This window comes from Paraburkholderia dilworthii (genome assembly GCF_000472525.1).
In the GTDB taxonomy this organism is placed as follows: Bacteria; Pseudomonadota; Gammaproteobacteria; order Burkholderiales; family Burkholderiaceae; genus Paraburkholderia; species Paraburkholderia dilworthii.
Genome location: NZ_AWZT01000010.1, coordinates 121,278 through 147,596 on the forward strand (window position 1 = coordinate 121,278; position 26,319 = coordinate 147,596).

A 26,319-nucleotide genomic window follows, 5' to 3' on the forward strand; every position below is an offset into this window, starting at 1 on the left:
AATCTGACCGGATCGCACGACATGAGCACGTCCCTCAATACTTTGATCGCCAAACTGAATCCGACTTGCCGGCAAGCGGCGTTGCTGGCGGCGAACAACTGTCTCGCGCGCGGTCATTACGAGGTCGATCTCGAGCATCTTCTGCTTGCGCTGCTCGATGAACCGGCAAACGATGTTGCGCTCGTGCTGCGCGCAAGCACGATCGACGCGCATGCGTTGCGCGCGGATATCGAGCGCGAGTTGCAGCGCCTGAAAACCGGCAATACGCGCACGCCGGTTTTCTCGAAACATCTGATCGATCTGCTCGAACAGGCGTGGCTGATTGCATCGCTCGATTCGCAGATTGGACGCATACGGTCGGGACATGTGCTGCTCGCGTTGCTGAGCGCGCCCGATCTCGCGCAGTTTGCCGAACGCATGTCGCCGTTGTTGCGCGATGTGCGCGTGACGGATCTGAAGCACAAGTTCGAAGAGCTGACCGTGGGCTCCCGCGAAGTCGAACGCAGCAATGCGGCGCAGAGTATCGAAGAGAACACGAGCGATGCAGCGACTTCGAATGCCGCTCACGGCGCACCGTCGAAAACGCCTGCACTCGATACCTACACCAGCAACCTGACGCAGCGCGCGCGTGAAGGCAAGATCGACCCGGTGATCGGCCGCGAAGGCGAGATTCGCCAGACCATCGACATTCTGATGCGGCGCCGGCAGAACAATCCGATCATGACGGGTGAGGCGGGTGTCGGCAAGACGGCGGTGGTCGAAGGTCTCGCGCTGCGCATCGCGGCAGACGACGTGCCCGCGCCGCTCAAAGGCGTGGCGTTACATGTGCTCGACATGGGGCTGCTGCAAGCGGGCGCGAGCGTCAAGGGCGAGTTCGAGAACCGCCTGAAGAACGTGATCGACGAGGTCAAGAAGAGCCCACATCCGGTCATTCTGTTTATCGACGAGGCGCATACGATCATCGGCGCGGGCGGCCAGGCAGGTCAGAACGATGCGGCGAATCTGCTGAAACCGGCATTGGCGCGCGGCGAATTGCGCACAATCGCGGCGACCACGTGGAGCGAGTACAAGAAGTACTTTGAGAAAGACGCCGCACTCGCGCGCCGTTTCCAGGTCGTGAAGATCGAAGAGCCCAGCGAGACGCTTGCAGCAGCGATGCTGCGTGGCATGGCGTCATTGATGGAAAGGCACTTCAACGTGCGGGTGCTCGACGACGCGATCACTGAAGCTGTCCGCCTCTCGCATCGCTATATTAGCGGCCGGCAACTGCCGGATAAGGCAATCAGTGTGCTCGACACCGCGTGCGCGAAGGTTGCGCTCGCGCACAGTTCCACACCGGCCGCAATCGACGACACGAAGAAGCACATCGAGCGTATCGACGCGGAAATCGCAGCACTCGAACGCGAAGTGGCGAGCGGCGCACTGCACGACGAACGGCTCACCCAATTGCGGGAGCTGCGCGAAGAAGAGCTCAAGCATCTCGCCGAAGACGAAGCGCGCTACGACAAGGAGCGCGCGTTGGTGACTGACATCGTCGGCTTGCGTGCGGACATCGACGCCGCTCGTGTGAGCAGTGCGGACGCGGAGCAAGCGGAGAAGGCGCAACAGGCGCGCGAAACGCTCGCTATGCGCGTCGCCGGATTGCATGCGTTGCAGGGCGGTCAGCCGATGGTGCCGTTGCAGGTCGACGGCCACGTGGTCGCTGAAATCGTCGCATCGTGGACAGGCATTCCGCTCGGTCGCATGGTCAAGGATGAAATCCAGACTGTACTCAATCTGCAACCACTGCTCGCCGCGCGCGTGCTCGGCCAGGATCATGCACTCGAAGCCATCGCGCAGCGGGTGCGCACGGCAAGTGCGAATCTCGAGGATCCGAACAAGCCGCGCGGTGTATTCATGTTCGTCGGCCCGTCGGGTGTCGGCAAGACGGAGACCGCGCTCGCACTCGCCGATGTGCTGTACGGCGGCGAGCGCAAGATGGTCACGATCAACATGAGCGAGTATCAGGAAGCGCATAGCGTCTCTGGCCTGAAAGGTTCGCCGCCGGGCTATGTCGGTTATGGCGAGGGCGGCGTGTTGACAGAAGCGGTGCGCCGCAATCCGTATTCGGTCGTGTTGCTCGACGAAGTCGAAAAGGCCCATCCCGATGTGCTCGAAATGTTCTTCCAGGTGTTCGACAAAGGCACGATGGATGACGCAGAAGGCCGCGAAATAGACTTTCGCAATACGCTGATCATTCTTACGTCGAATGTCGGTTCGCAAGCGGTCATGCAGGCTTGCCTGAACAAAACCGCCGACGAACTACCCGACGCGGACGCACTCGCGGAGACCTTGCGTCCGCAGCTATATAAAGTATTTAAACCGGCTTTTCTCGGGCGCATGAAAGTGGTGCCGTACTATCCGATTTCGGACGACGTGCTTGCGGAAATCATCGAGTTGAAGCTCGAGCGGATTCGCCGCCGCATCGAATCGAATCACAAGGCAGTGTTCGAGTGGGATGAGTCTCTGGTCGATGCGGTGCTCGCACGCTGCACTGAAGTGGATTCCGGCGCGCGCAACGTCGACCATATTTTGAACGGCACGCTGTTGCCGGAAGTCGCGCAGCAACTGTTGGAGCGCATCGCCAATGGCGAGGCAATCCAACGTATTTCAGTGCGCGCGAGCGAGGCTGGCGAGTTCGAATACGCCGTCGTATAAGCGATTTCAAAAACGCAAACTGATAGCTCTGTGACATGCCGACCAATCTGAACACGCTGCTCGCCCCGATCAGTGAAGCCGCACCCTGTGGCGAAGATCTGCTGTTCTCCGCTGACTTCGACGCGATCCAGCACGCGCGACGTTTCGAAGACCCATCGCTGGATCAAGGCGAATGGATCACTGAAATCAAGGAAGCCGACTGGCCTTTCGTGATCGAGCGGTCCTGCGCTTTGCTGCAAACGCAGACCAAGGACTTACGGCTCGCGGTGTGGCTCACGGAAGCGCTTGCCATCGAGGAAGGCGTGAGCGGGCTCACGCGGGGCTACGTGTTGCTCGCAGGGCTGTGCGAGAAGTATTGGGACACGGTTCATCCGCTGCCGGAAGGCGACGACACCGAGTATCGTCTCGGCAATGTTGCGTGGCTCGTCGGGCGCACCGGCGATCTGCTGCGCGCTATGCCGCTCACGTCGTCGCAAGGCAGTGTCTACAGCACGACCGACTGGGACGTGGCCACGCATGTTGCGCAAGCCGTGAAGCGCGATCCCGATCATGCCGACGACATTGCACGCGGCAAGCCTTCCATCGAGCAGATCGACGCATCGAAACGTGCAACACCACCCGCGTTTTATTCGGCGCTGCTCACCGAGCTCAAGACATTCGAAGCGGCGATGCTCGCGCTGGAACAGGAACTGGACTGCCGCGCTGCCGACGCGGCGCCGAGCTTCCGTCAGGCGAAGGACGCGTATGAAAGCGTCTATCGTCTCGCCGAGCGCTTTGCACGCGATCTAGGTGTGAATGCGCAAACGCAGCAGACGTCCGGCAATGGATCGAGTGCGTCCACTCCTCATGAAAGCGAACGCGCTGAGCCCACCTTCAAGACTTCACCGCAACGCGAGGAGCCTGTGTTGACGACCACGCCGACCATCGCAATTGCAGGAATCCAGAGCCGCGCGCAAGCCGTCGCGCAGTTGCGCGCGGTGGCCCGGTTTTTTCGCAGCACGGAGCCGCATAATCCCGCTGCTTATTTCGCCGACAAAGCCGCCGAGGCCGCGGATATGCCATTGCACCAGTGGCTCTCAACCGTGGTGAAAGACGACGGGTCGCTCGCGCATATTCGCGAGTTGCTCGGTGTGAAGCCAGAAGAAAGCAGCTAGACGTCTGCGCCGAAACGCGAAAAAACCTGGCTTCGGGTCATCGACCAAGCCAGGTTTTTTTACGCGAGCAGCTTATACAGTGACGCCGTGGTCCGCTCAGGAACCCGCGCGAAACTCGATGCGGCGGTTGCGTGCACGCCCATCGGCGCTATCGTTCGATGCAATCGGCTGGTCGGGCCCGACGCCTGTCGTGCTCATCTGTTGCGGGGGAATGCCTTTCGCGACGAGATAACCCTTCACTGCATCGGCGCGTGCCTGGCTCAATGCGATATTCGATGTGCGATTACCCGAGTTGTCGGTGTGACCGATGATCGCTACCGTCTTCGTCGTCATCTTCAGCATCGCGGTCGCCATCTGATCCAGAATCGCGCGGCCTTGGGGTGTAAGCGTCGCGCTGCCGGTCTCGAATTCGATCGTACGATTCGCGAGCGTCTGGTCCAGCAGTCCCTGCTCGGATGCGCTGACGCGCAAGCCGTTCTTGATCGTGTACGTCGGATTCAGCGCGTTTGCCATGTCGCTCGCAAGTTGCTGACGCTGCGATTCGTTGCGCACTTCTCCTTTCACGTCGATCTGCGTGCCGTCGATTTTCAATTGCCCCTTGCTGATCTGTTTAAGTTGCGGGCCGATCAGTTTTTGTACGTTGGCGGACCAGTTAGGCGGCGTGGCTACGTCTGCGACCTCGATCTGATCGACCACGTTGGTGGCGCCGTACGTGTCGCGCAAGCGTGCGAGCACGGCCGCCTTGGTCGCTTCGTCCGGCACCTTGCCGCCGACCACGACCTGGCCCGGTGCAGCGTTGGCGGGCGGCGGCGAAGCCGTGACTGCGCCGGTGCCGGCGCCGGTCGTGCCGCTCGCCAGGCCGGCTGTGTTCACTGCGGGACCGGCTTTGCCTGTACTCGCAGAGGGGCTGGACGAAGGTGCTGGCAGCGTCGTCGTACGAATCGACATGCCGCTGTTGTCGACCGGCGTGACGCGCGCGGGGCCGTCGTTGTCGGCGTGAGCCAAAGCGCTAAGCATCAAGCCAGCGAGTAGCGCGGTGATCCGGTTGCGAGAGTTCAGCATTGCATTACGCTCCCGTGAAGGCTTCGCGGAACGTGTCGATGCTGACGCGCAAGGACAGTTGCGGTTGGTCGAGGTAGCTGACGAGCTTGCTGATGCCATGATCGTTTTGTGCGTGTTCGTCGATCCACTCGGGGTCGTCGATATCGATGTTATGTGCTGCATAGGCTTGCGGATCCACCACACTGTGCAGCGTTTTTGCCGACGCGCCGTTAAAGCCGATGATGAGCCGCTCCCGCTCCGCAATCGTGCCGATGAAAATCGCCAGTTCGAAATCCGCCTGCGCGACGAACGGCGCAATCAGTTCGAGCCAGAACGCGGCGACGAGACTGCGATAGAACGGATCGTTCGGCAGCGGCAGCGTGAGTCCGCGTTCGAGATGCGACGAGCCGCTTTGCATCACCGGACGCAGCAATGAACCAAGCGCGAGCATCGCGCCGCGCAAGCGCACCGGATGGCCGCTTGCGAGCAGCATCTGTTCAAGCCCGGCGAGTGTCTGATGTTCGACGAAGTCGTTGAACGTACCGTCATGCGGATTGCCCGGACCGCCGCCGATCTCGATGGATACTTGCGTTTCACCAAGCGCCTGCAATGCGCCGGCCGGCTCGCTGACGCCGAGCAACGGCTTCATTTGCGCGGACACGCGCGACCACAAACGCGCAAAAGCGAGCGGGCTATGCGCAAGGAACGTAAGCGGCCTTTCGACCTCGAGCGCGGTCGCAGCTAGAAACGGAAAACGCCGCGATGACTGATCGTGACTCGCCACCATGTGGCCGGCAATCGCGAGCTTGCTGCGCGAGCCGAGGAACGCGAAGTGCATCGGCTTCGCGTTTTCATAAACGATCTTCCAGCGCGGATCGTCGGTAAGCAACTCCATCGCCTCGGCGATCCAACGGTCGAGCGTGGCGAGCAACTGCGGGTTATGCGCGCTTTTTACGAAGTCGCCACGCGACGGAATCTTGCCGAAGTACGCGATCTGCGCCTGGATGGTCTGCGTCATTGCGCACCCCCTGTGTTCGACGCCGCGGCGGTGGCCGTGGCAGGCCGCACCGTGGGTGTTGCCGGCGTGGTGTTCGCGGCTGCGGCAGTGACCGAATTCGCCGCTGCACTAACGTCCGCCACGGAAGACGGCAGACGCAAACCGCGCAGGCTCTGCTGTTGCGGCGCATCACTGCTGCCGCCCGATGCTTGCGACGTGCTGATGATGCGCATGCTGACCGCGACCGTCACGTTGCCTTGCGTCCATGACAGATCGAAGGTGCCGTCGGGACGACGCTTGCGTTGCGCCGAATTGATCAGCTTCTCGAGACCATAACGGCCAGGTTCGTTGACGAGTTGCAGCGTGCGACCGTCGAAGGTCGTTGCGTTCAACGTAGCGCCTGGCGAGCCCGACGGATTCGGCCACACGAAGTTGGTCCATTGCGGCGGCGTGTTGCGGTAGCGCATCTGCTGACCGTCGATCGCGAGCGTGTACTCGGTCGTGCCGCTGCTCGGCTGCGGCAGGATCTGGAACACGGTCTGCGGTTCGGCCGAGCTTTGGCCCGCCGACGTACCCGCTGCACCGCCGGCGAGCGGCGCGACCCAGCGCGCGAAGCCGCTGGTGAAGTCGGGCGTGAGCGCGAGGCCCATGTCGCCCCAGGTGCGAGCGGTCAGCGTGTCGCCGCGGCGCACCGCGAGCGGTCCGAGCGTGGTGCCGACGAACTTCGCAATCGAGCCGTCAGGACCGAACACCTGCGCGATTTCGCCCGCGCCGGCCTCGACCTTCGCATCGCCGGCAAACGGATATTTGTTCGCGAGCGAGCCCTGGAATGTCTGGTACACCTGTGCGTTCCACACCTTGTTTACTTCGACGCTGGCCGGCTGAATCACCACCGCATACGCGGCCATCAGCGGACGCACGAGTAGCGGACGCAAAGCTTTGCGTTGCGAATCGGTGAGGCCCGTGAGCATCTGCTCGTCGACGTACTTCAGCGAATCGGCTAGTTCGGAGCCGCTGCCGTCGAGCGTCTGCTGCATCAGCTGACGCGCGCCCGGTCCCGGGTCGCCCTGGTTCTTGATTACGTTAAAGCGCGTGCGGACTTTCGACAGCGTGTCCATATAGCCCTTCAGCATCGAGCCGTTCTCACCGGTCACGACAATGCGGCCAAGCGCGGAGAACTCCTGTCCGATCGGCCCCATCGGCATTTCCACCGGATTGCCGTTGATGTCGATATTGGCGTTCAACTGACCGGTCGGCGCACGCGCGAACCATTGCTTGAACCAACTGGTGACGCCGCTTTGCGCACGTTTCAGATTCGCGTTGAAGAGCGACGGGTTATCCCACGAAGTCTGGTCGTAAGCAGTTTCGAGTACTTTGCGAATCGGCGAATCCTGCGGGTCGCCGAGACGGTTCATTGCATCCACCGCTTGTCCGAAGCTGCCGAAGTTCTGCACCGCAATGCCTTGCATGAACTTCTGCCAGTGCATTGCATATTCCGTCTTATACATCGTGACGAGTGCTTTCTGGATTTGTTCAGGGCTGCCTTCGAGCGTGAGGTCGTCGTGCGCGGAGGTGTCGAGCACCCAGTCTTTCGCCTGCAGTTCTTTCGTCGCGGCCTCGTGAATAGCGGGTTGCACGTACTGGAACCACGCTTCACGCGTGAAGGTGCCGGGGATCGCATAGCTGCCGGCCACCAGCGCCGTATTGTTTTCGCCGACGATGCGCGCGATGGTCATCGGCGCGAAACGGGTCGATGCGCGCGCCTTGATCTCTTCATAGACACGCTGACGCGCCGGCATGCCGCGCACTACACGGCGCAGATTTTCACGCGTCTGATCGACGAGACCGAGGTTCTGGTCGATCATCGGCCAGTCGTCGTCGGATACGCGGGACAGGTAGAAGGTAATCATGCGCTCGGCGCTGCGGATCATTTCGTCACGGGGCATGTTGCCGCGATTCGTTTCGAGCCAGCCGCGCCAGAAGCGCGCCACCTGGTCGGTCAGATGAGCCGTTTCCACGTGACGCTTGTCGCTTAGCATCAGGTACGTCTTGAGCGCGTTGTACGCGTCTTCGACATTGGTGGGCGATGCGTCGCTATAGAGCCCGCCCTGGCTATTCGCCGCCATTGCCGCGTGAGCGGACACCGGAATTGCGGCCGCATCCGGCGTGCGATTCAGCGGCGCAAGCTGATCGGGATGCGCGTTGACGTCCTTAAGGAACGACGCGAGGTTCTGCGAAACCGGATCGAGCAGGATCTGCCGCACGCCGTTGTAGTACTCCGTGAGCAGACGCTGTTCGAGGCGATCGCCCTGATAGAGACCGAACGAAACCGCGAGCGGCTTCTCGCGGCGGAACTGTTCGAGCTGGTCGATACGGTCTTCGAGAACGTCCATTGCCTGCAGGCGCGATTGCAGGTCGTTGCGGTTCTGCTGCAAACGCACCACATTGTCGAGGTCGGCCTTCACGTTCTCAGCGAGTTGCTCATTGCCGATGGTCGACCAGGTCCAGCCGCCGAGCGCCAGCGCCAGCACGGCGACGAAGCCGAAGAACGTTGCATAGCGCATGCGCGTCTTCGCGGGACTTGCGAACTGCTTGACCGTTTGCCGGTCTGCAAAAATCACTTTCGAAAAAAGATCGCGCAGGAAGAAGCCGTTCTTCGAGAATGCGCTATGCGGTTTCGGCATGCTGTCGGCGCTCAGACCGAAACGATTCGCGATGCGTGTGGCCGCGGCGCTATTGGTTTCGCCTTCCTGCAATGCACTCGTGAAATAGAAGCCGCGGAAGATCGGCTTGTACTGGAACGGGTTCGTTTCAAACAGCGTGGCGAGAAACGCGCGCAATGCGGGCTTGATCGTGGAAAACTCCAGCGGAAAGCTCAGTTGGCCAGGCGAAAGCTTGTTGCCGCGACTGATCGACATTTGCGCGACGCTGATCTCTTTCAGGCCGTCGTACAGTTCTTCGAAATGTTCGTCGAAAAGCCCGACCACGTCGCGCTTTTCGTCCGGCTCGTAGGGCAGGGTGGCGCCCCACACGCGGTCGTATTCGTGACGATCGCTGCCGCTGAAGAATTCGGTGAAGCCGGTAATCAGGTCGGCTTTCGTGAACATCACGTAGACCGGTGCGAATACTTCGAGCTTCTCGGTCAATTCCTGTACGCGCTGGCGCAGGTTCTTCGCGAGATTGATCGCGAATTCGGGTTTGCTGCTCGTCAGTTCCGCAATGCTCGCCGTCACGATGATGCCGTTGATCGGCGCTTTGGGTCGGAAGCGTTTTAGCAGGCCGAGAAAGCCGAGCCATTCGGTGCGGTCTTCCTCATGCACGGAATAGCGGCCAGCGGTGTCGAGCAGAATGCCTTCGGTCGTGAAGAACCAGTCGCAATTGCGCGTGCCGCCGATGCCGTGAATCACCGCGTTGTTCTTGTCGGCGAAGGGGAATTGCAAGCCCGAGTTCAACACTGCGCTGCTCTTGCCGGCTGCGGGGTTGCCGATCACGATGTACCACGGCAGCTCATACAGTGCCGAGCCGCCCGACACCTGGCCGATCTTCGAGGTCTTGATGGTCTTGACCGCATCGACGAGGCGCGTGCGCAGCACATCGAGCTCCGCCTGACGCGCGGGCGTGGGAGCGGGTCCGGTCTCGGTGCTCTGTTTCTCCGCCTGCTGTTCGAGCATCTCGCCTAGCTTGCGGTTCGCGCGGCGCGCGCGCAAGCGGCGCACCGCCCACACCAGCAGCCATAACGCGATTACCACGCCGAGTGCGATGGTCGGCCACATCAGGTCGATCTGCAATGTATCGGCGCCGACGAATAACACAGCAGCGAGCGCGAGCAGGCCGATGATCGAGAGCGTGCGTGGATGGGTCAACACGTTGAGAAAGCGTCGCATAAGCCGTTCAGGTCTTGGTGATAGGTGTTGTGGCGCGTGCTGTGGCAAACGGCATCACGCACGTGCGGCGTTTGAAAATGGAGCGAAAGAAAACGAAAGCCGATTCAGGAAAAAAGCGAAAACCGCTGAATTGTTAAATCCGCGATTGCCGGCGTTGAGAATAGCGGCTGGACGAATACGTCGATGTATGCCAGATTGCCGTTGGCATTGCCGCTTTTTGCCAGAAATGTTGATTGAACGCCCCATTTTCCAACCTCTTGTACCCGCTACGTCTTAATGACCCCGCCCGAGGACGAAGCCTGGTTTGTGATATTCAACGTGCCCGAGATCCATCATTTTCCAGCGGCCGCCCCATGTCAGGCCGACCTGTTCGGCTGTTTGCCCATATAACTGATAGCCTCGCATGGCCCAAGGGTCTTTTTCAGAAATGACGAGCTTGCCGTCGCGTAGAAACGCATTGTCCGCTGCAAGACCGTATTGGTGATAGCTTTGAAACGCGGCGGCATTGGTGACGTTGCTCCCAATTTGCGCGAGCCGGTTTTGCCGCTCCGGACTGCGATAACCTTCCAGCAAAGCCATTTCGTACCCGTGCTGCTCGTGCATGATTTTGTAGACGAGCAATAAACGCGTTCTGAAATCGGCATCGAGCAAATTCCAGTCGCGGCTCGCATCTTTTAGCGCCGGCCGGATCTGCTCGACTTCCCGCGTGGCGAACACCTCTGGCGGCAACGGCGGCGGGGGTACGAGCTGTTCGCCGTTCAATAAGGCAGCGATTTTTTCGTCAGGTACCCGTGCGGTTTCGTCGAATTGGAATAACTGCCGCCCGCGTAATGCCAATGCTACCAATGGCGGCGTCGCAAGAATACCTGTGGTGGTAAAAATCAGCAAGCGCCGACGCGCCAGTAATTTTTTCATATCAGCCGCAGTCGATTGCGACATTCTTGCCGAGCGGGCTAATTGGCCGCGTGCCCGCGATGCGCTGCGCGATGCTCCGCGCATAACGCGGCCGTGAATGGTCAGCGCCGCGCCTAATAAAGAAGCGCGCACTGCCGGCAAAAGAAGCATTGCGGCGATCGCGACTGCGATGGCGAAATAGGCGAGAAGTACTACGGCAATCAATGGCGACCCCGGAAATTGGAAACAATTGTATTTTGTAATGCTTGCTCTTAGAATCAGGCCTGCTCGGAGAGGAGCCGGAGCGGTATTATCACGGCGAAATAATCCAGGATTCAATGAGACAGTGAATGAGTGCGCCGGAAAATTCAAATTCCAAAGTCCCGCCTAGCCTGTTATCCGATAGGGCTAAAGGCGCGGATGGCAATGGTTCGCGAATTCTTGCGAATCTTGAAGGCCGCGTCGCGCCGCCTACCGATAAACCACGCCGGTCCACAACGCCGCTTGCGCTCGTTGCTTTGCTCGTGATCGCGGCCGGCGTCTGGGGCGCGTGGCATATGCAACAGCGCACGCCAGGCGAACCGCTTGCCGCCGCCGTGCCGACGGGCGCGGCCAACGTGGCGGCCGCCGTACCGGCCTCCGTTGCGGCCGCCGCGGTGCGAGTCGCCGCGAATGCCCAGGCACCGGCGTCTGCGTCGTCGCAAGCGGCGACGATCATCGCTGATGACAGCGACAGCAAAGCCGCGGCTTCTTCAACGTCCGCATCCGCGGGGCTAGCGGAAAGCCGCTTGTCGCGCGCGCTCGCTGACGGCGCGGAGCCGAGCAGCGCTTCGGCGCCGGTTGCATCGGTTGCCTCCGTTGCTTCGCTCGCGGGCGCGTCGGGAACGGCGCCAACGGTCGCGCCGGCGGGCAAGCATGACAGGAGTTCGACGACCGTCGCGAGCAGGAGCAAGCATGACGCTGCGTCGCGCAGCAAGAAGGAGAGCGCGACTACCAGTGTAAGCAGCCATCATTCCGGCACGACGACCGCCGCGACGCAGGCGACGAAGACGAAGCAGACGAAGCAGACGAAGCCGGGCGCCACGTCAAAAGATGATTCGGACGCCGATCTATTGGCCGCACTCGTTGCGCGCACCAAGCCCGCGGATAAAAAGGCGGGCGGCAGCACACCTGCTACCAGGGTGACTACCTCGGCGGTGCAGGGTAATGCGAAACTTGCAGAACGCGTGAAAGAGTGCGGGCAGCGCGGCTTTTTCGAAGATCAGTTGTGCCGCTGGCGCGTATGCGACGGTCATTGGGGCAAAGATCCCGCATGCCCTGGCTCCGCGCCGCAAGCGCGTCAGCCCTGATTTCACGCCGCGCGAGTGGTTCGCTTCAGCGGCGGCTAGCGAGGCTCATGTTGTTCATGAGCCTCGTCGACGCTTCTGTTTGATTTCGCCGTTTTTGAGTCTATGATGATTTTCCTTAGTCGCACACCGAAGCGATAAAACAGGAGACATCAATGAAGCGGTTTCTCGTGGCATTGAGCTATACAGCAAGCGTCGTGACTGCTCTGATAATTGCCGGATGCGGCGGCAGCGACCTGAATCCTTCCAATCCTCCCAAAGTCATTATCGACAGCGACTACAACACGCTGAGCGATGACGGCCAGTTGGGCGTCATGGCGGCGCAATTGCAGGCGCAGGGTTCGCTAAAAGTACTCGGCATTACCGTGGTGTCCGGCAATCAATGGTTGAAGCAGGGCGTGGCGGACGCATTGAAATCCGTCGAACGGCTCGGCGTTGACAAGCAGATCGGCGTCTATGCAGGCGCCAACTATGCGTTGTCGCACGACTTCGCCACGATCCAGGCGGAAATGGCGCAATTCCCGGGCGGCGACGGTTATCTCGGCGCATGGGGCACGCCCGAGCCCAAGTCGGACAGCGACCTCGTGGCGCCGCCTGACGGCTTTGCGACTCACACGACAGTGCAGAGCAGGAGCGCCGTGGATTTCATCGTCGATTCAGTGAAGCAGAATCCCGGTGAAGTGACGATTCTCGCAATCGGACCATTGACCAACATCGCGCTTGCCGCGCGCCAGCATCCCGAGATCGTACCGTTGATCAAGCAGATCATTTATATGGGAGGCGCAATCGACGTGCCGGGCAATACCACGCCGACGGCCGAATTCAACTGGTGGTTCGATCCAGAGGCAGCGAAAGAGGTACTGCGTCTGCCGATAAAGCAGGTCGTCGTTCCGCTGGACGTGACAGACACCGTGAAGATGGATAAAGCGCTTTACGACCGTATCGCGCACGATCCGACGAAGCAGACCATCATCACTCAATTGTTCAAGACGTTGAACGGCTATGGTTTCGACGGCAAGAACGGCTTCGAGACGAACCCGAACTACACGACGAACATATGGGACACACTGACGCTCGGGTATCTGATGCATCCTTCGTTCGCGACCCAGACCGTGGACGAGTGGGTGGATGTGGAGACAAGCTTCGGCGCCAATGACGGCAAAGCTACCGGCTATACGAACTCACCGCCGGCTGGTTTGCAGAAGATGACAATCGTCAAACGCTTCGACAACCAGAACTTCTTCAATTTCTATGTCGACTTGCTGACTCGACCGGTGCCGGTGCCTGGTTAAAAGTTCAGGACTTACTGTACGGCTTGCTGCGAGGCTGCATCGAATCCGCTTTACGCGGGATGAAGTCCACGCAGCAACTGGCGCACGCGCGAGAGATCGCGATCGACGTGCTCGGCCTTTTCAAACAACTCCGCGAGCCAGTCGACAAATGCGCGTACGCGTGGCGACACGCGGCGGTTCTTCAGATACGCGACCGAAACGGGCATTGGCACTGGCTTCCATTGCGGGAGTACTTCGCGCAGCAGTCCCGAGTCGAGATACGGCTGCGCGGCGATCCGCGCGGGTTGAATCAGGCCGTGGCCTTGCAGCCCGCAGGTCAGATACGCCTGTTCGTCACTGACTTTCACAAAGCCGTTGAGTTTGACGCTTTGCGCTTCGCCGTCCATTTCGAAATCGAAAGCGACTTCGCGGCCGTTGTGCGGGGACATGCAATTCACGGCGACATGTCCGCGTAGATCGTCGAGGTCGGTGGGCGTGCCGTAGCGCGCGAGGTAATCCGGGCTTGCGCAGGTCACGTGTTCGAGTGTGCCCAGTTGCCGCGCGACCAGGTTCGAATCGGGCAACTCGCCGAGCTGGATGCTGCAGTCGATTGATTCGGATACGAGATCGACGGTGCGGTTGCTGACACCGATGGCGAGGTCCAGGTTGGGATAGCGCGTATGGAAGTCGTCAAGCGCGGGCAGCACGATGGCGCTTGCGACCGAGCCCGGCATTTCGATGCGCAGGCGGCCGGTGAGGTTATCGGTGGCGTGACGGATGCTGGCTTCCATCTCGTCGATATCCGCGAGGATTTGCGCGCAGCGCTCGTAGTAGGCGGCGCCTTCTGGCGTAACGCTGAGCCGCCGCGTGGTGCGGGCGAGCAGCTGCGTGCCGAGCACGGCTTCCAGGTTCTGGACGATGGTGGTCGCCGTTGCGCGCGGAATGTTTAGTGATTCCGCTGCGCGGGTGAAGCTGTTGGTGTCCACGATCCGGATGAATGTGCGCATGGCGGTTATTCTGTCTATCATTCGGTGCCTCTCGTTTGGGGTTGGGTTTTTGGCCTGTGCGGCGGCGGTTTTTTTGGCGTTTGGTTTTAATTCGTGAGGGACTTTGTTTTTTTGTTTTTGTTTTTTTATGTCGCTGTTGTCTTTTGTTTCTGTGCTTTGGCCTTTCCTTGATCTCTTTGTGGTCTATTGGCGTTGCCCCTGTGCGGGGCGGCACTTACTTTCTTTGCCGCCGCAAAGAAAGTAAGCAAAGAAAGCGGGCTCAAACCGCTAGCTCATAAGTGGGCGCGGTGGCTTGCTACAGGTAGTGGTGCATCTGGAATCCGTTTCCTCGCACATTCCGCGCTCGTGACAAAGCAGTCATTCTTCCGGCGAAGCTTCGCGCGCCGTGGCGGTAGTTGTGCAAACCGTTGGTAGTTCTACGCTCCAGGGAGCCAAGGCGCGCTTTCAGGTTTCGGTTCAAGACGCCGCTATATGGCGTCCTCGCCGAGACGAAGCCGATGGCCCCGCAGCACTCAACGAAGCGCGCGGTGTCCGGTTACCCTTCCGGCGAGCGCGTAGCGCGAGGCGGGACGTATGACTGCCTTGTCACGAATGAGGAATGTGCGAGAGCACGGATTCCAGATGGACCACTACCGCTTCCGAGCCAGGGGATCCACTTATGAGCTAGCGGTTTGAGCCCGCTTTCTTTGCTTACTTTCTTTGCGGCGGCAAAGAAAGTAAGTGCCGCCCCGCACAGGGGCAACGCTAATAGACCACGAAGAAATCAAGGAAAGGTTAAAGCTCGCAGCCACAGAACAAGACCAGCCGAAATCAAGAAAAACCAGTCCCCACAAGCAGAAAAAAGAACAACCCACCACCCGCGAACGCGAGAAAAAACCCGCGCCGCAGGCAAAAAAAGCCTAAAAAAAATCACTTCCGCAAGGAATCCAGATCAATCACAAACCGATACTTAACATCGCTCTTCAACATCCGCTCATAAGCCTCATTGATCTTATGCATAGGAATAACTTCGACATCTGAAGTAATGCCATGTTCACCGCAAAAATCCAGCATCTCCTGCGTCTCGGCAATCCCGCCGATCAGCGAACCGGCCAGCCGGCGGCGCTTGAAAATCAGGTTGAACACTTGCGGCGACGGATGATCGTGCTCCGGCGCGCCCACCAGCGTCATCGTTCCATCACGCTTGAGCAGGTTCAGGAACGGGTTCAGATCGTGCGGTGCAGCCACCGTATTCACAATCAGATCGAAGCTGTTCGCATGCGCTTCCATCTCTTGCGGATTCTTCGAGATCACCACTTCGTGCGCGCCCAGCCGCTTTGCATCCTCGATCTTCGACGGCGATGTGGTGAACAGCACGACATGCGCGCCCATCGCACGCGCCAGCTTCACGCCCATGTGACCCAGACCGCCCAGGCCGACAACGCCGACCTTCTTGCCCGGACCGGCGCCCCACGTGCGCAGCGGCGAATACGTCGTGATGCCCGCGCACAGCAACGGCGCCACGCCGGCAGGATCGAGGTTTTTCGGCACACGTAGCGTGAATTCTTCGTCGACGACGAGCTGCGTCGAATAACCGCCGTACGTAATCTGTCCGTCGACGCGGTCTACGCCGTTATACGTACCGACGAAACCGTTCTCGCAGTACTGTTCGAGGCCTTCCGCGCAACTCGCGCAGGTGCGGCACGAATCGACCAGGCAGCCGACGCCGACCAGATCGCCCGTCTTGTACTTCGTCACGTCCGGGCCCACCGCGGTGACGCGGCCGACGATCTCATGGCCCGGCACCACCGGAAACACCGTGTTCTTCCATTCGTTACGCGCCTGGTGCAAATCGGAATGGCACACGCCGCAAAACAGCACTTCCATCTGCACGTCATGCGCGCGCAGTTCGCGGCGCTGGATTTCGAACGGGGCGAGGGGCGCGCTGGCGTCGGTCGCGGCATAGGCATACGTCGTGGTCATGGGTAGCTCCAGAAAGTCGGTGGATGTCGCAAGGCGCCTGCGATGGGCGACACATGCCGCCGATGCGGCCAGGGCCTTGCTGCTGGTTCGGATCAATGCCGTCGGATCAATGCTGTCGGATCTACGCGTCGGATCAAAGCGCCAGAGCGCAGCGCGGATCGCAACCGCTGCCTGGATGGCGAGTCGTTCAATGTGAACCGCCGACCGGACGTTGGCGTTGCACAGAAAGGATGATCCGGCAGGGTTCCCATAGTAGGAGTCCGCGGCGAACCAGTGAATACCTGAATGTCTTGAAGATTTGCCTAAAACTCCTGGGGCTGAGCGAGCCAGGCTGTTTGATGCTAAATTTCAAGCACTATTCTCTTGTACGTCACTATATCGTCATGTCGCCGCGCTCGTCCGAACTGTTATCGTCCCCCGCCGAACCGCTAGCGGCCGAGACCGCGCAGCAGAGCCTGATCGGAGTCTTCGACATGCTCGCGCCCAAACCCGGCCTGACGCGCTCGACCCTGGAAGGCGTCAATCTGCTGCGCGCCAACAGCCCGCAGCCGCGCATGCCGGTCATGTACGAGCCGAGCATTGTCATCGTGTGCCAGGGCCGCAAACGCGGCTATCTCGGCGACCAGGTGTTCCAGTACGACGCGCAGCAGTACCTGGTGCTGTCCGTGCCGCTGCCGTTCGAATGCGAGACCGAGGCGAGCCTCGACGAGCCGTTCCTCGGCATCTCAATCCGGGTCGATCTGACGATGGTGGCCGAGTTGCTGATGGCGCTCAACGAAACGCAGGGCGCCACGCAGAAAGAACCGCTCGGCATTTACTCGACGCCGCTCGATCCCGCGTTGAGCAGCGCCGTGCAGCGTCTGCTGGACGCGCTGGTGTCGCCGCTCGACGCGCGCATTCTCGCGCCTGCAATCGTGCGCGAAATCTGTTATCGCGTGCTGACCGGAGAGCAGGGCGATGCGATTCGTGCGGCGCTCACGCATCAGAATCACTTTGGGCGAATTGCAAAAGCGCTGCGCCGCATACACGCCGATTATCACGGCGCGCTCGACGTCGATACACTTGCTGCCGAAGCCGGGATGAGCCTCGCGGTTTTCCACGCGCAATTCAAGGCGGTGACAGCGACTTCGCCAATGCAATACGTAAAGACCACGCGCTTGCATCACGCGCGTTTGTTGATGGTGCAGGACGGTTTGAATGCGGGCGCGGCCGCCGCGCGCGTCGGTTATGAAAGCGCGTCGCAATTCAGCCGCGAATTCAAGCGCCTTTTTGGTCTGAGTCCCGTCGATGAAGTGAAACGCATGCGGGCAATATACGACTCGCCGCCGCCGCGCATCGTGAAGCCAGTCGCGCGCTATGTGACGGCGGTGTGAGCGCGGGTACTTAAACCTTCTTCAGATACGCCGCCTTCAGCATGAAGTTGCCGGCGTCCATTTTGCAGTCCACCTCGTGATCGCCGCCTACGAGCCGAATGCTCTTCACCTTCGTGCCCATCTTCAGCGTGATCGACGAGCCCTTCACTTTGAGATCCTTGATCAGCACGACGGCGTCGCCGTCGGCGAGCGCGTTGCCGTTGGCGTCCTTGACTACCCGTTCGTCCGGATCGTCAGCGGATGCGGCAGCGGCCATTGGCCACTCATGCGCGCAGTCGGGGCAGACATAGTTCTCGCCGTCCGGATAAGTATTTTCCATCGCGCATTGGAGGCAGGCGGGGATCGTCGACATGATTCTTTTCACTAAGCGCGGTGAGCCGCGGATCGATTGAGGGCGGGCGAGTATACCGGACCGCTGCGTCGCGCTATCCCGCTTTTTAGGCGGTGGTTTTTTAGGCGCCGCCGGCTTTCATAGCGAGCTGTTGCGCGTAGTGGGAGCGTTTTTCTTCGTACATCAGCAGATCGGCGCGCTGCACACCGGCTTCCAGACGCTCGCCGCGTTGACAGGTTGCAACTCCCATCGAAAAGCTCAGCGGCGAGCCTGGATAGAACTGATTGTTCACCTCGACGAGTTGGCGAATTGCCTCCATCATCGCCGTGCCGCCGCGTTCGTCGGTATTCGGCATCAGGACCGCGAACTCGTCGCCGCCGATGCGCGCGGCCTGGAACGGCGTCTCCATTGCTTTCGCGAGCACTTCGCCGGCGCGGCGCAACAGTGCATCGCCCGCGGCGTGGCCGAGTTGATCGTTCACGCGTTTCAAGCCGTTCAGGTCGGCCATGATGACCGTTACTGGCCACGGACCCTTGCGTTCGAGCCGGTTGAGTTCGTCGACATAGAACGAACGATTGCGCAGCTTGGTGAGCACGTCGTGCTTGCCGAGAAATTCGAGGTACGCCTCCGCCTTCTTGCGTGCGGTAATGTCGGTCAGCGCGACGAGCACCAGGTCCCAGTTCTTTTCATGGCCCGGCAGCACCGAGAATTGCAGATGCACATGCACTTCACTGCCGTCGAGCGAATAGTTGAGCACTTCGCGCTGCTGAAACAGTTTGCCTTCCCACAGGTCGAGTAACTGCTCGCGGAAATGCGGGCTCATGTCGTCGCGGAACACTTCAGGCAGGCGCGCGAGCAGCGTCTTTTTGTCCGGCGCGGCGAACATCTCGAGCGTGTGCCGGTTTACGTCGAGCACATGAATTTCCTGCATGCAGCGTTCGACGAACTCCGGATGCACATCCGTAAACACGCGAAAATCGCTGATGCCGGCCGCGCGCGCCTGATCGAGCAGATGCTTGACGGCGCTGAAATCTTCCACCCATAGCGACACCGGCGAATGTTCAAACAGGCCGCGCGCATATTCCTCGGCGAGCGCCACGCGGTGCCGCGCGCCCTCCAGTTCGGTGATGTCTTCCACCGACACCAGCACGCGGTCCCAACGCGCCTCGTGACCCGGCAGCACGGCGCCTTTGAGCAGCACGTCGAGCCGCTGTCCACCGAGCGTGTAATTGACCGTCTGGCTGGTGAAGTGCAATTGCCCGGCCCACAACTGACACAGTTCCTCGAGATGTGTCTTGAGCATGTCGTCGCGGAACACGGCGGCAAGATTGCTGTTGAGCACGTCGAAATCGGCGGCCTCGAATTGCGTCAACGTCTTCTGATTGACCTTGATGACGCGAATGCTATGCGCGCATTCGGCGACCCGTTCCGGCATCTGGCCGAAGTGCTCGCGCAAGTCGGTCACGCCTTCGGCACGCCATACGTTAAACAGGTCGCGCACGCCGCTGAAGTCTTCGACCCATAGCGAGACGGGCGCGAGGTCGAACATTTTCGAATCGTCGTTGGCGGGCCTTGGGACGCCTGGTAGAGTATCCAGCATGAGGTTCTCGTCGCGGAAAGTGCGGCTATTCTACGGCGCCTTCGGAACGACCCGAAAACAAACGGCTTTCATCGGCGTGCGAAACGGGTTCGCGCAAGCATGCGTCGTTCGGGCTTGCTACACTCGATCTCACGCGTTCTCTACGCCGCCTCGCAAACACGCCACGAAGAAAAAAGGTCGACATGAAACCTTGTCTGCTGATCCTCATTCATCTCGACGACGCAAGCCGCGCGCGCATCGAGGCCGAATTCGATATTGTCTACGCGCCGGATTCGACGCAACGTGCTACTGCGATCGCCGCTCACAGCGGGGCGATCCGCGCGGTGCTGACCAACGGCACGTTGGGGCTCGGCGCAGCGGAGATCGAGCGCATGCCAAGACTCGAATTCGTCAGCGCGCTCGGTGCGGGCTATGAAAACATCGCGATCGGCCATGCACGCTCCCGAGGCATCGCGCTCGCGAATGGTGCGGGCACCAACGACCACTGTGTGGCCGATCATGCGTTTGCGTTGCTGCTGTCCATCGTGCGCGACGTGCCGCAACTCGATCGGGCGACGCGTGAAGGCGTGTGGCGCGACGCATTGCCGATGCAGCCCAGCGTCTCGGGCAAGCGGCTCGGCATCGTAGGGCTCGGCAACATCGGTGAGCAAATCGCGCGGCGCGGCGCGGGCTTCAACATGGAGCTGGGCTACCACAACCGTAAGCCGCGTGAAGACGCCTCGCTGCGCTACTTCGCCAGCGTCGAAGAGCTCGCGCGGTGGAGCGATTTCCTTGTGATATCGACACCCGGCGGTGCGGGCACGCATCATCTGATCGACGCAAAAGTGTTCGACGCGCTGGGCCCGCATGGTTTTGTCGTCAACGTTTCTCGCGGCAGTGTGCTTGACACCGCAGCGCTCGCGCAGGCGCTTGCTTCGGGGACGATTGCGGGCGCGGCACTGGACGTCTACGAAAGCGAGCCGCAGCCGCCCGCCGCTTTGCTGAAGCTACGCAATATCGTGTTGACGCCGCATGTCGGCGGGCGCTCGCCTGAGGCGATAGCGGCCTCCGTGGACAATTTTCTGCGTAACGCTACCCGGCATTTTGCCGGTCAGTCCGTGCTCACGCCGATCTGACCGGGGCGAAGCAGCCATTCGCCTGGCCGCGACGAATGTTGCCAATGCCTTCGCGCAAGCACGTGCGCGAAGTGCGACAGCGTGGCGAAAGACAGACGTTACCCGCAAGCTCCCACTTCCCCGCATGCGGTGCAGAAGTCGCATCCGTCCTTGCGGATCACGGCGTTCGCGCCGCACGACCCGCATTTGCGCCCCAGCATCGTATGCAGTCCGGGGACAGTGCCAGGCAGCGCTGATTCCGCTGCGCCGGCTTCGCCGGGGTGCGGGCGGATGCCGAAGTCCGCGGGCAACGCAGTTTCCGCTTTCATCTGCCCGCGTGGCAGACGTGCGAGCAGACGCGACGGAACCTGGTTGCCCTCGGCATCCAGAAAGCCGCGGCGATGCAGGATCTGCTGGATCGCAAAGGCGAGCGCGGCCACTTCCGAATCGTGCCAGCGCGGCGTGCGATGGCCGTCCAGACGCTGCACTTCGCCAAGACGCACTTGTCCGCGATCCCAGGAGACCTTGCGCATGTCCTGCAAATTGCGCGCGACGAAACCGCCTCGTGCGGCGAGCGACAGCGAACGCATGGTCGCGGTAATCCATTGCTGCGACTCATCGCGCTGACCGGTTGGAATGAAGAATTCGATGGGCCGCTCGATCGTCACGTCTTCACCGCCCAGGCGCCCCGTCACTTCGATAAACGATACCGCGACGTACAGCGATTTCTTGCCGGCTTGCGTCAGATACTCGACCTTTTCGATGATCGCCGGCAGTTCGCCCTTTGGCCGATGGTCGATTGCGATACGCAGCGGATCGAGATCGCTTTCGGCCAGCGTGTCGTCGGCTTGCGCGGCGCTCACGCTGAGCACCGCGCCGAGCGTTTCATTGGGGCGGTAGGTGGCGAGACCTTTGAGGCCGCTTTTCCATGCATCGAAATAGAGGCTTTCGAACGCTTCGAACGGATAGTTGGCGGGCACGTTGACTGTCTTCGAGATCGACGTGTCCACGTAAGGCTGCACGGCCGCCATCATGTCCAGATGATCGCGCGCCGACATTTCCAGTGCGCTGACGAAATAGTCCGGCAGTTTGCTCACGTCGCCACCGAGCTCGCGATAAAGCCGGTACGCGTAGTCTTCGACATCGAACGATTCGCGGCCGCCGTCCGCCATCACCTTCATGCGCGTATAAGTCCACGAGAACGCCGGCTCGATGCCATTCGACGCGTTGTCCGCGAACGCGAGGCTGACCGTGCCGGTCGGTGCAACAGAAAGAAGATGGCTGTTGCGGATGCCGTCGCGGCTGATCGCCTCCTTGATGTCATCGGGCAGGCGCGACGCGAAGGTGCCTGCTTCGAGGTAGCGCGCGGCATCGAAAAGCGGAAATGCGCCGCGCTCCTTCGCGAGTTCCACCGACGCGCGATACGCCTCGTCGCGCATCAGCCGCGCGATGTTCACGGCAAAGTCGCGGCCTTCCTGCGAGTTGTAGCGCAGGCCGAGCATCACGAGCGTATCGCCGAGTCCGGTAAAGCCCACGCCGATGCGCCGCTTGGCGCGCGATTCGTCGAATTGCTGCGGCAGCGGCCATAGTGTGACGTCGAGTACGTTGTCGAGAAAACGCACCTGCGTGCGTGTGCGTCTCGCCAAGCCGTCCCAATCGAACGAAGGCTTGCGGCCTTTCAGTTGCGCGAACGGATCGATCACGAAACGCGTGAGATTCAGCGGGCCGAGATTGCAGCAGCCGTAAGCGGGCAGCGGTTGTTCGCCGCAAGGATTGGTCGCGCGAATGGTTTCGACGGTGCGCAGGTTGTTGTCGTCGTTCATCCGCGAGATAAAGACGATGCCCGGCTCGGCGACGTCGTAGGTGGAACGCATGATGCGGTCCCAGATCTCGCGCGCGGGCCGCTCGCTGTACACCCACAGGCCGTCGTCGCGCCGCCTGACGTCGCCGGCCGCGCGCAGTGCCGGCGACGGCTCCGCGCGATGCACGAGTTGCCAGGGCTGATCTTCCTCGACGGCGCGCATGAATTCGTCGGTTACGCCGACGGAGACGTTGAAGTTGTTCCAGCGTCCCTTCGAATGTTTGGCCTCGATGAATTCGAGCAGGTCCGGATGATTGCAGTCGAGCACCGCCATCTGCGCGCCGCGTCGCGACCCTGCGCTTTCGACCGTGCGGCACGACGCGTCGAACACGTCCATATAACTGCACGGTCCGGACGCCGACGAACTCGTGGTGTGAACGCGCGCGCCTTTGGGCCGGATCGCCGAAAAGTTGTAGCCAACTCCGCCGCCGCGCCGCATGGTCTCCGCTGCTTGCAGCAGCGCGACGTAGATGCCGGGCAGCCCTTGTTCGTCGACGCCTTGAATCGCGTCGCCGACCGGCTGCACGAAGCAGTTGATCAGCGTGGCCGCGATGCCGGTGCCCGCCGCGCTCATGATCCGGCCGGCGCCTAGCGCGCCGTGCCGCAAATTGTCCGCGAAGAGCTCCTCTACTGATTCGCGCAGCGCCGGAGGCTCGGCCTCGGCAACGCCGCGGGCGACACGCTGGAACACGTCGTCGGCGGATTGCTCGTCGCCTTTCGCGTATTTTTCAAGCAGGACGTCGATGGAAAACTGCTGCGGAGCGACGAGGGAAGTGGGAGGCGCGCTTGCCGCGCGAGTGTCCTGCTGTGTTGACGTGTGCGGCGTGTCTTCTGCCATGATGTAACCTCGGGCGGCGCCGTGCCGCGCACGGCGTGAATGGATGGAAATGCGCGTCACTGTACCGCCGCGCCTCGAGCCGGCAAGATGACCTGACGCAAGCAGGTCCACCTTAACGCACGTGGCGAAGAGCCGCAATCGGGAGGAGGTTGTGCGCGGCGCGGTCGCGAAACGCGGCTGCCGCGCCGGCACGAAGGCAGGAATCCAGCAGGAAAATCAGGCGTCGGCCGGCAGCGCGCCGAGGATTTCGGCGCAGATCATCGCTGACGCGTTCGACGGCGCGGGGCGCTCGGCCGGCTTGAACACAGCATCGCCGCGGCGAATCTTGCGGCGCGACACAGCGCACGTTCCCGATGTATGCGCCGACCTGCGCCGCCACCGCTGCTCGCCGTAATGACATCGTCCAGGCTCGACCCAACGGATCACCAGCGTCGTGTCGGAACGCTCGAGAATCTCGATGCGTACGCCGTTGGTACCGTCAAGGGGGATGGACTCCAGGGTCATCATCGTCGGCTCCGTTTTTGTGGGTGTGCCGAATGTAGTCCCGCGCGCGCCGGAGAGCCATTGTGTCTACGTTGAAACACTGTTCCCCAATTAGCAACAATCCGACTTGACTTTAGATGGGGCTTGAACAGACGGGGTTTAGCGGTGCGCGCACTGAGCGCGGACGCGATAGGAGCGCTTTTTGCAACGCAGTGTTGTAACAGGTGAGACACCAAACCACGCCCGGGAGGCGTGCGCACGCTTCCTTTAAGATGTCGTTGTCATTGCGCGAGCGCGTCCCCGCAAGTCTAACGGGTTTGCTTTTTTCGGGGCGGCTCGCACGCATATCGGCTTTAACGAATTGGCATCAATCAATAAAGAGCTCACATGAATTCAGGTCCACCTCTCGCCCCGCCAGAGTCGCCGCATCCCGCACAGTCGCTATTGACGCCGGGACACGGCCAGAAGCAGAAGGCCGCTTCGCTCGTGCTTTACATCGGGCTCGTGCTGCTGGCGCTGTGGGTCGTGCGCGACTTCGTTCCGGTCGTCGGCTGGGCCGGCGTGCTGGCAATTGCGCTATGGCCGCTGCTGCGCAAGGTCGAAGCCAACCGCTGGCTGATGGGGCGCACCACCTTGATCGCGGCCGTGCTGACGCTCGCCATCGCATTGCTGGTCGCGCTGCCGGTGGGTATCGGCATCGCTCAGGCTTTGCGCGAAGCGCATGACCTCAGCGAGTGGTTCAAGGCCGCGCAGGAGAACGGCATTGCGATGCCGGACTTCATGCACCGTTTGCCATTTGGTGCGCAGCAGGTCGCAGCCTGGTGGCAAGCCTATCTCGCACCGCCGTTGCGCGATTCGGCGGCGATGAAGGGCTTGCACAGTACCACTGTCGTCACGCTCGGCCGGCACTTCGGCGCGCGCGCCGTGCATGCGGTGACGGTCTTCGTGTTCATGCTCGTGACACTGTTCGTGATCTTCCAGGCGGGGCCGCGTCTGTCGGGCGCGTTGACTCGAGGCTTGCGGCGCGGTTTCGGGGAAGACGGCGCGCAGCTTGTCCAGCGCATGGCGACGGCGGTGCGCGGCACTGTGTCGGGACTCGTGGTGGTCGGACTAGGCGAAGGCGCGCTGCTCGGCGTCGCCTATTTCGTGACCGGCTTGCCGCATGTCGCCCTGCTTGCGCTCATCACCGCGATTGCCGCGATGTTGCCGTTCTGCGCGCCGATTACTTTTGGCCTCGCAGCGTTGTGGCTGTTCTCGCAGGGATCGGTGGCGGGCGCAATCGGTCTGCTGATTTTCGGTTCGATCGTGGTGTTCGTCGCCGAGCATTTCGTGCGGCCGGTGCTGATCGGCAATTCGACGCGGCTGCCTTTTCTGCTCGTGCTGTTCGGCATTCTCGGCGGCGCCGAGACGTTCGGCCTGCTTGGCCTTTTTATCGGTCCCGCGTTGATGACGGTGCTGATGGTGCTGTGGACCGACCTCGTGCAATAGTTGCATACGCGTTGTTGCGATACGCGGCTCCGCCAGCGGCGGAACCCGCTCAGGGCCGCTGATTCGACGGATGTTCCTGCGCCGGCAGTCTCGTGCAGCCGAGTGTGTATCTCAACGCGCCCGGTAGCAGCGCGCTCCATACATCCCACGTATGGCCGCCGTCGATAATACGCAACGCCGCCGGGTTGCCCGCCATCCGAAGCTGCGTGTAAAGCAATGACGCATCCGCCTGAATCGCGAGATCGTCGTCGCCGGCGGCGATGAACATCGGCACGCGATAGGGCCGGCTCATATAACGCTCCCATTGCGCCGGGTAGTTCAGCTCATGCCAGATGCGCGGATCGAACTGGCGCTCGCCGAATACGCCGACACGCCGCGCGGCTGAACCGCGCGGCGGCTCGTTCGCATAGATGGCGGGGCTCAGCAGCAGCGCGCCGCAAAAGCGCTCAGGCTGCGTCATTGCGTAGCGCAACGCGCCGAACCCGCCCATCGAGACGCCGCCGATCATCCGTCCCGCACGCTGCGTCGACACGGCGTAGTGCGTTTCGATCTCGGGCAGCAGATCGTCGAAGAACGCAGTCTCCATCTTCTCCTTGCGATCGACGTACCAATCGGTGCCGCCTTGCGGCATTACCACCGCGAGCGGCGGGATATCGCGATGTTCGATCAGTGCGTCGACCGTGCCTTGCAGGTGGCCTTGGGTGATCCAGTCATTCGCGTCTCCATTGTTGCCGTGCAGGAGATAGATGACCGGAATGCGCGCTGCGTCCGGACGATAGCCGGTCGGTAGGTAAAGCGTGTAGGACCAGTCGCGTCCGAGCGCGGACGAATGGAAGCTTCGAGTCGTTACTGTGCTCGCATAAGACGAAGTGCCGCAAGCGGCGCACAGTAGAGCCAGCGCGGAATGTAGGAATAGACGCATGTCAGGGTAGGGAGCCGCCGCGCTGAATGAGGCGCGGCCGTCATGCTATCAGCATCCAGAGGAGGTTTGGCCCAGG

The 26,319-nt window shown here is 61.2% G+C and carries 19 protein-coding genes; 8 read left to right on the top strand and 11 right to left on the bottom strand.

Going from position 1 to position 26,319, the window contains the following annotated elements; all coding sequences use genetic code 11:
• The first annotated feature begins 21 nt into the window (after positions 1 to 21).
• Both tssH and tssA read left to right on the top strand, forming a co-directional pair.
• The gene (gene tssH, locus F759_RS0111940; RefSeq protein ID WP_027800060.1) at positions 22 to 2,697 is read left to right on the top strand and encodes a type VI secretion system ATPase TssH; all 2,676 of its coding nucleotides are present in this window, start codon (positions 22 to 24) and stop codon (positions 2,695 to 2,697) included.
• A 35-nt stretch (positions 2,698 to 2,732) separates the two neighbouring features.
• Entirely contained in the window at positions 2,733 to 3,851 is a 1,119-nt protein-coding gene (tssA, locus tag F759_RS0111945; RefSeq protein WP_027800061.1) for a type VI secretion system protein TssA, read from the top strand.
• 96 nt (positions 3,852 to 3,947) lie between these two features.
• On the opposite strand, the gene F759_RS0111950 is transcribed toward tssA, so the two are convergent.
• From F759_RS0111950 to F759_RS0111965, 4 genes are all read right to left on the bottom strand, one after another.
• Positions 3,948 to 4,913, bottom strand: coding sequence for an OmpA family protein (locus F759_RS0111950; RefSeq protein WP_027800062.1), 966 nt, complete (start codon positions 4,911 to 4,913; stop codon positions 3,948 to 3,950).
• Between the two features lie 4 nt (positions 4,914 to 4,917).
• Positions 4,918 to 5,910, bottom strand: a complete 993-nt coding sequence (tagF, locus tag F759_RS0111955) for a type VI secretion system-associated protein TagF (protein WP_027800063.1) — start codon at positions 5,908 to 5,910, stop codon at positions 4,918 to 4,920.
• Positions 5,907 to 9,773, bottom strand: coding sequence for a type VI secretion system membrane subunit TssM (gene tssM / locus F759_RS0111960; RefSeq protein WP_027800064.1), 3,867 nt, complete (start codon positions 9,771 to 9,773; stop codon positions 5,907 to 5,909). The genes tagF and tssM overlap by 4 nt, the downstream gene beginning before the upstream one ends.
• A 273-nt stretch (positions 9,774 to 10,046) precedes the next feature.
• Positions 10,047 to 10,892 (bottom strand): M15 family metallopeptidase, encoded by an 846-nt coding sequence (locus F759_RS0111965; protein WP_027800065.1) that lies wholly within the window; start codon positions 10,890 to 10,892, stop codon positions 10,047 to 10,049.
• Between the two features lie 125 nt (positions 10,893 to 11,017).
• On the opposite strand from F759_RS0111965, the gene F759_RS0111970 reads away from it, so the two are divergent.
• On the top strand, positions 11,018 to 12,016 hold the full coding sequence (locus tag F759_RS0111970) for a hypothetical protein (protein ID WP_027800066.1): 999 nt from the start codon (positions 11,018 to 11,020) through the stop codon (positions 12,014 to 12,016).
• A gap of 152 nt (positions 12,017 to 12,168) precedes the next feature.
• On the top strand, positions 12,169 to 13,305 hold the full coding sequence (locus tag F759_RS0111975) for a nucleoside hydrolase (RefSeq protein ID WP_027800067.1): 1,137 nt from the start codon (positions 12,169 to 12,171) through the stop codon (positions 13,303 to 13,305).
• A gap of 50 nt (positions 13,306 to 13,355) precedes the next feature.
• Here the strand turns inward: F759_RS0111975 and F759_RS0111980 are convergent, their stop codons facing one another.
• Positions 13,356 to 14,312 carry a LysR family transcriptional regulator gene (locus F759_RS0111980; RefSeq protein WP_027800068.1) on the bottom strand — a complete coding sequence of 319 codons (957 nt, stop codon included), beginning with the start codon at positions 14,310 to 14,312 and terminating at the stop codon, positions 13,356 to 13,358.
• Positions 14,313 to 15,011: 699 nt separating this feature from the next.
• Here F759_RS0111980 and F759_RS42095 point away from each other — a divergent pair.
• Complete coding sequence (locus F759_RS42095) at positions 15,012 to 15,194, top strand: hypothetical protein (protein ID WP_152530619.1); 183 nt, start codon at positions 15,012 to 15,014, stop codon at positions 15,192 to 15,194.
• A 6-nt stretch (positions 15,195 to 15,200) separates the two neighbouring features.
• Here F759_RS42095 and F759_RS0111985 read toward each other — a convergent pair whose 3' ends face one another.
• Positions 15,201 to 16,253, bottom strand: coding sequence for an NAD(P)-dependent alcohol dehydrogenase (locus tag F759_RS0111985; RefSeq protein ID WP_027800069.1), 1,053 nt, complete (start codon positions 16,251 to 16,253; stop codon positions 15,201 to 15,203).
• Between the two features lie 383 nt (positions 16,254 to 16,636).
• Here F759_RS0111985 and F759_RS0111990 point away from each other — a divergent pair, with 383 nt between their 5' ends.
• Positions 16,637 to 17,626: an AraC family transcriptional regulator gene (locus F759_RS0111990; protein WP_027800070.1), complete on the top strand. Its 990-nt coding sequence runs from the start codon at positions 16,637 to 16,639 to the stop codon at positions 17,624 to 17,626.
• Between the two features lie 10 nt (positions 17,627 to 17,636).
• Here the strand turns inward: F759_RS0111990 and F759_RS0111995 are convergent, their stop codons facing one another.
• Both F759_RS0111995 and F759_RS0112000 read right to left on the bottom strand, forming a co-directional pair.
• Positions 17,637 to 17,978, bottom strand: coding sequence for a zinc ribbon domain-containing protein YjdM (locus F759_RS0111995; RefSeq protein WP_027800071.1), 342 nt, complete (start codon positions 17,976 to 17,978; stop codon positions 17,637 to 17,639).
• A gap of 100 nt (positions 17,979 to 18,078) precedes the next feature.
• The gene (locus F759_RS0112000) at positions 18,079 to 19,557 is read right to left on the bottom strand and encodes a sensor domain-containing diguanylate cyclase (protein ID WP_027800072.1); all 1,479 of its coding nucleotides are present in this window, start codon (positions 19,555 to 19,557) and stop codon (positions 18,079 to 18,081) included.
• Positions 19,558 to 19,739: 182 nt separating this feature from the next.
• On the opposite strand from F759_RS0112000, the gene F759_RS0112005 reads away from it, so the two are divergent.
• Positions 19,740 to 20,672, top strand: coding sequence for a 2-hydroxyacid dehydrogenase (locus F759_RS0112005; RefSeq protein WP_027800073.1), 933 nt, complete (start codon positions 19,740 to 19,742; stop codon positions 20,670 to 20,672).
• A 98-nt stretch (positions 20,673 to 20,770) separates the two neighbouring features.
• Here the strand turns inward: F759_RS0112005 and F759_RS0112010 are convergent, their stop codons facing one another.
• Both F759_RS0112010 and F759_RS40805 read right to left on the bottom strand, forming a co-directional pair.
• The gene (locus tag F759_RS0112010; RefSeq protein WP_027800074.1) at positions 20,771 to 23,350 is read right to left on the bottom strand and encodes an adenosylcobalamin-dependent ribonucleoside-diphosphate reductase; all 2,580 of its coding nucleotides are present in this window, start codon (positions 23,348 to 23,350) and stop codon (positions 20,771 to 20,773) included.
• Between the two features lie 216 nt (positions 23,351 to 23,566).
• Complete coding sequence (locus F759_RS40805) at positions 23,567 to 23,854, bottom strand: DUF3331 domain-containing protein (protein ID WP_084534243.1); 288 nt, start codon at positions 23,852 to 23,854, stop codon at positions 23,567 to 23,569.
• A 366-nt stretch (positions 23,855 to 24,220) separates the two neighbouring features.
• Here F759_RS40805 and F759_RS0112020 point away from each other — a divergent pair, with 366 nt between their 5' ends.
• Complete coding sequence (locus F759_RS0112020; protein ID WP_027800076.1) at positions 24,221 to 25,321, top strand: AI-2E family transporter; 1,101 nt, start codon at positions 24,221 to 24,223, stop codon at positions 25,319 to 25,321.
• A 49-nt stretch (positions 25,322 to 25,370) separates the two neighbouring features.
• Here the strand turns inward: F759_RS0112020 and F759_RS0112025 are convergent, their stop codons facing one another.
• The gene (locus F759_RS0112025; protein ID WP_027800077.1) at positions 25,371 to 26,243 is read right to left on the bottom strand and encodes an alpha/beta hydrolase; all 873 of its coding nucleotides are present in this window, start codon (positions 26,241 to 26,243) and stop codon (positions 25,371 to 25,373) included.
• Positions 26,244 to 26,319 lie beyond the last annotated feature (76 nt).

What these genes read in the sequence shown, in the direction of transcription:
- tssH (WP_027800060.1), top strand. Translation starts at nt 22, where the DNA reads ATGAGCACGTCCCTCAATACTTTGATCGCCAAACTGAATCCGACTTGC.
- tssA (WP_027800061.1), top strand. Translation starts at nt 2,733, where the DNA reads ATGCCGACCAATCTGAACACGCTGCTCGCCCCGATCAGTGAAGCCGCA.
- F759_RS0111950 (WP_027800062.1), bottom strand. Translation starts at nt 4,913, where the DNA reads ATGCTGAACTCTCGCAACCGGATCACCGCGCTACTCGCTGGCTTGATG.
- tagF (WP_027800063.1), bottom strand. Translation starts at nt 5,910, where the DNA reads ATGACGCAGACCATCCAGGCGCAGATCGCGTACTTCGGCAAGATTCCG.
- tssM (WP_027800064.1), bottom strand. Translation starts at nt 9,773, where the DNA reads ATGCGACGCTTTCTCAACGTGTTGACCCATCCACGCACGCTCTCGATC.
- F759_RS0111970 (WP_027800066.1), top strand. Translation starts at nt 11,018, where the DNA reads ATGAGTGCGCCGGAAAATTCAAATTCCAAAGTCCCGCCTAGCCTGTTA.
- F759_RS0111975 (WP_027800067.1), top strand. Translation starts at nt 12,169, where the DNA reads ATGAAGCGGTTTCTCGTGGCATTGAGCTATACAGCAAGCGTCGTGACT.
- F759_RS0111980 (WP_027800068.1), bottom strand. Translation starts at nt 14,312, where the DNA reads ATGATAGACAGAATAACCGCCATGCGCACATTCATCCGGATCGTGGAC.
- F759_RS0111985 (WP_027800069.1), bottom strand. Translation starts at nt 16,253, where the DNA reads ATGACCACGACGTATGCCTATGCCGCGACCGACGCCAGCGCGCCCCTC.
- F759_RS0111990 (WP_027800070.1), top strand. Translation starts at nt 16,637, where the DNA reads ATGTCGCCGCGCTCGTCCGAACTGTTATCGTCCCCCGCCGAACCGCTA.
- F759_RS0111995 (WP_027800071.1), bottom strand. Translation starts at nt 17,978, where the DNA reads ATGTCGACGATCCCCGCCTGCCTCCAATGCGCGATGGAAAATACTTAT.
- F759_RS0112000 (WP_027800072.1), bottom strand. Translation starts at nt 19,557, where the DNA reads ATGCTGGATACTCTACCAGGCGTCCCAAGGCCCGCCAACGACGATTCG.
- F759_RS0112005 (WP_027800073.1), top strand. Translation starts at nt 19,740, where the DNA reads ATGAAACCTTGTCTGCTGATCCTCATTCATCTCGACGACGCAAGCCGC.
- F759_RS0112010 (WP_027800074.1), bottom strand. Translation starts at nt 23,350, where the DNA reads ATGGCAGAAGACACGCCGCACACGTCAACACAGCAGGACACTCGCGCG.
- F759_RS40805 (WP_084534243.1), bottom strand. Translation starts at nt 23,854, where the DNA reads ATGACCCTGGAGTCCATCCCCCTTGACGGTACCAACGGCGTACGCATC.
- F759_RS0112020 (WP_027800076.1), top strand. Translation starts at nt 24,221, where the DNA reads ATGAATTCAGGTCCACCTCTCGCCCCGCCAGAGTCGCCGCATCCCGCA.
- F759_RS0112025 (WP_027800077.1), bottom strand. Translation starts at nt 26,243, where the DNA reads ATGCGTCTATTCCTACATTCCGCGCTGGCTCTACTGTGCGCCGCTTGC.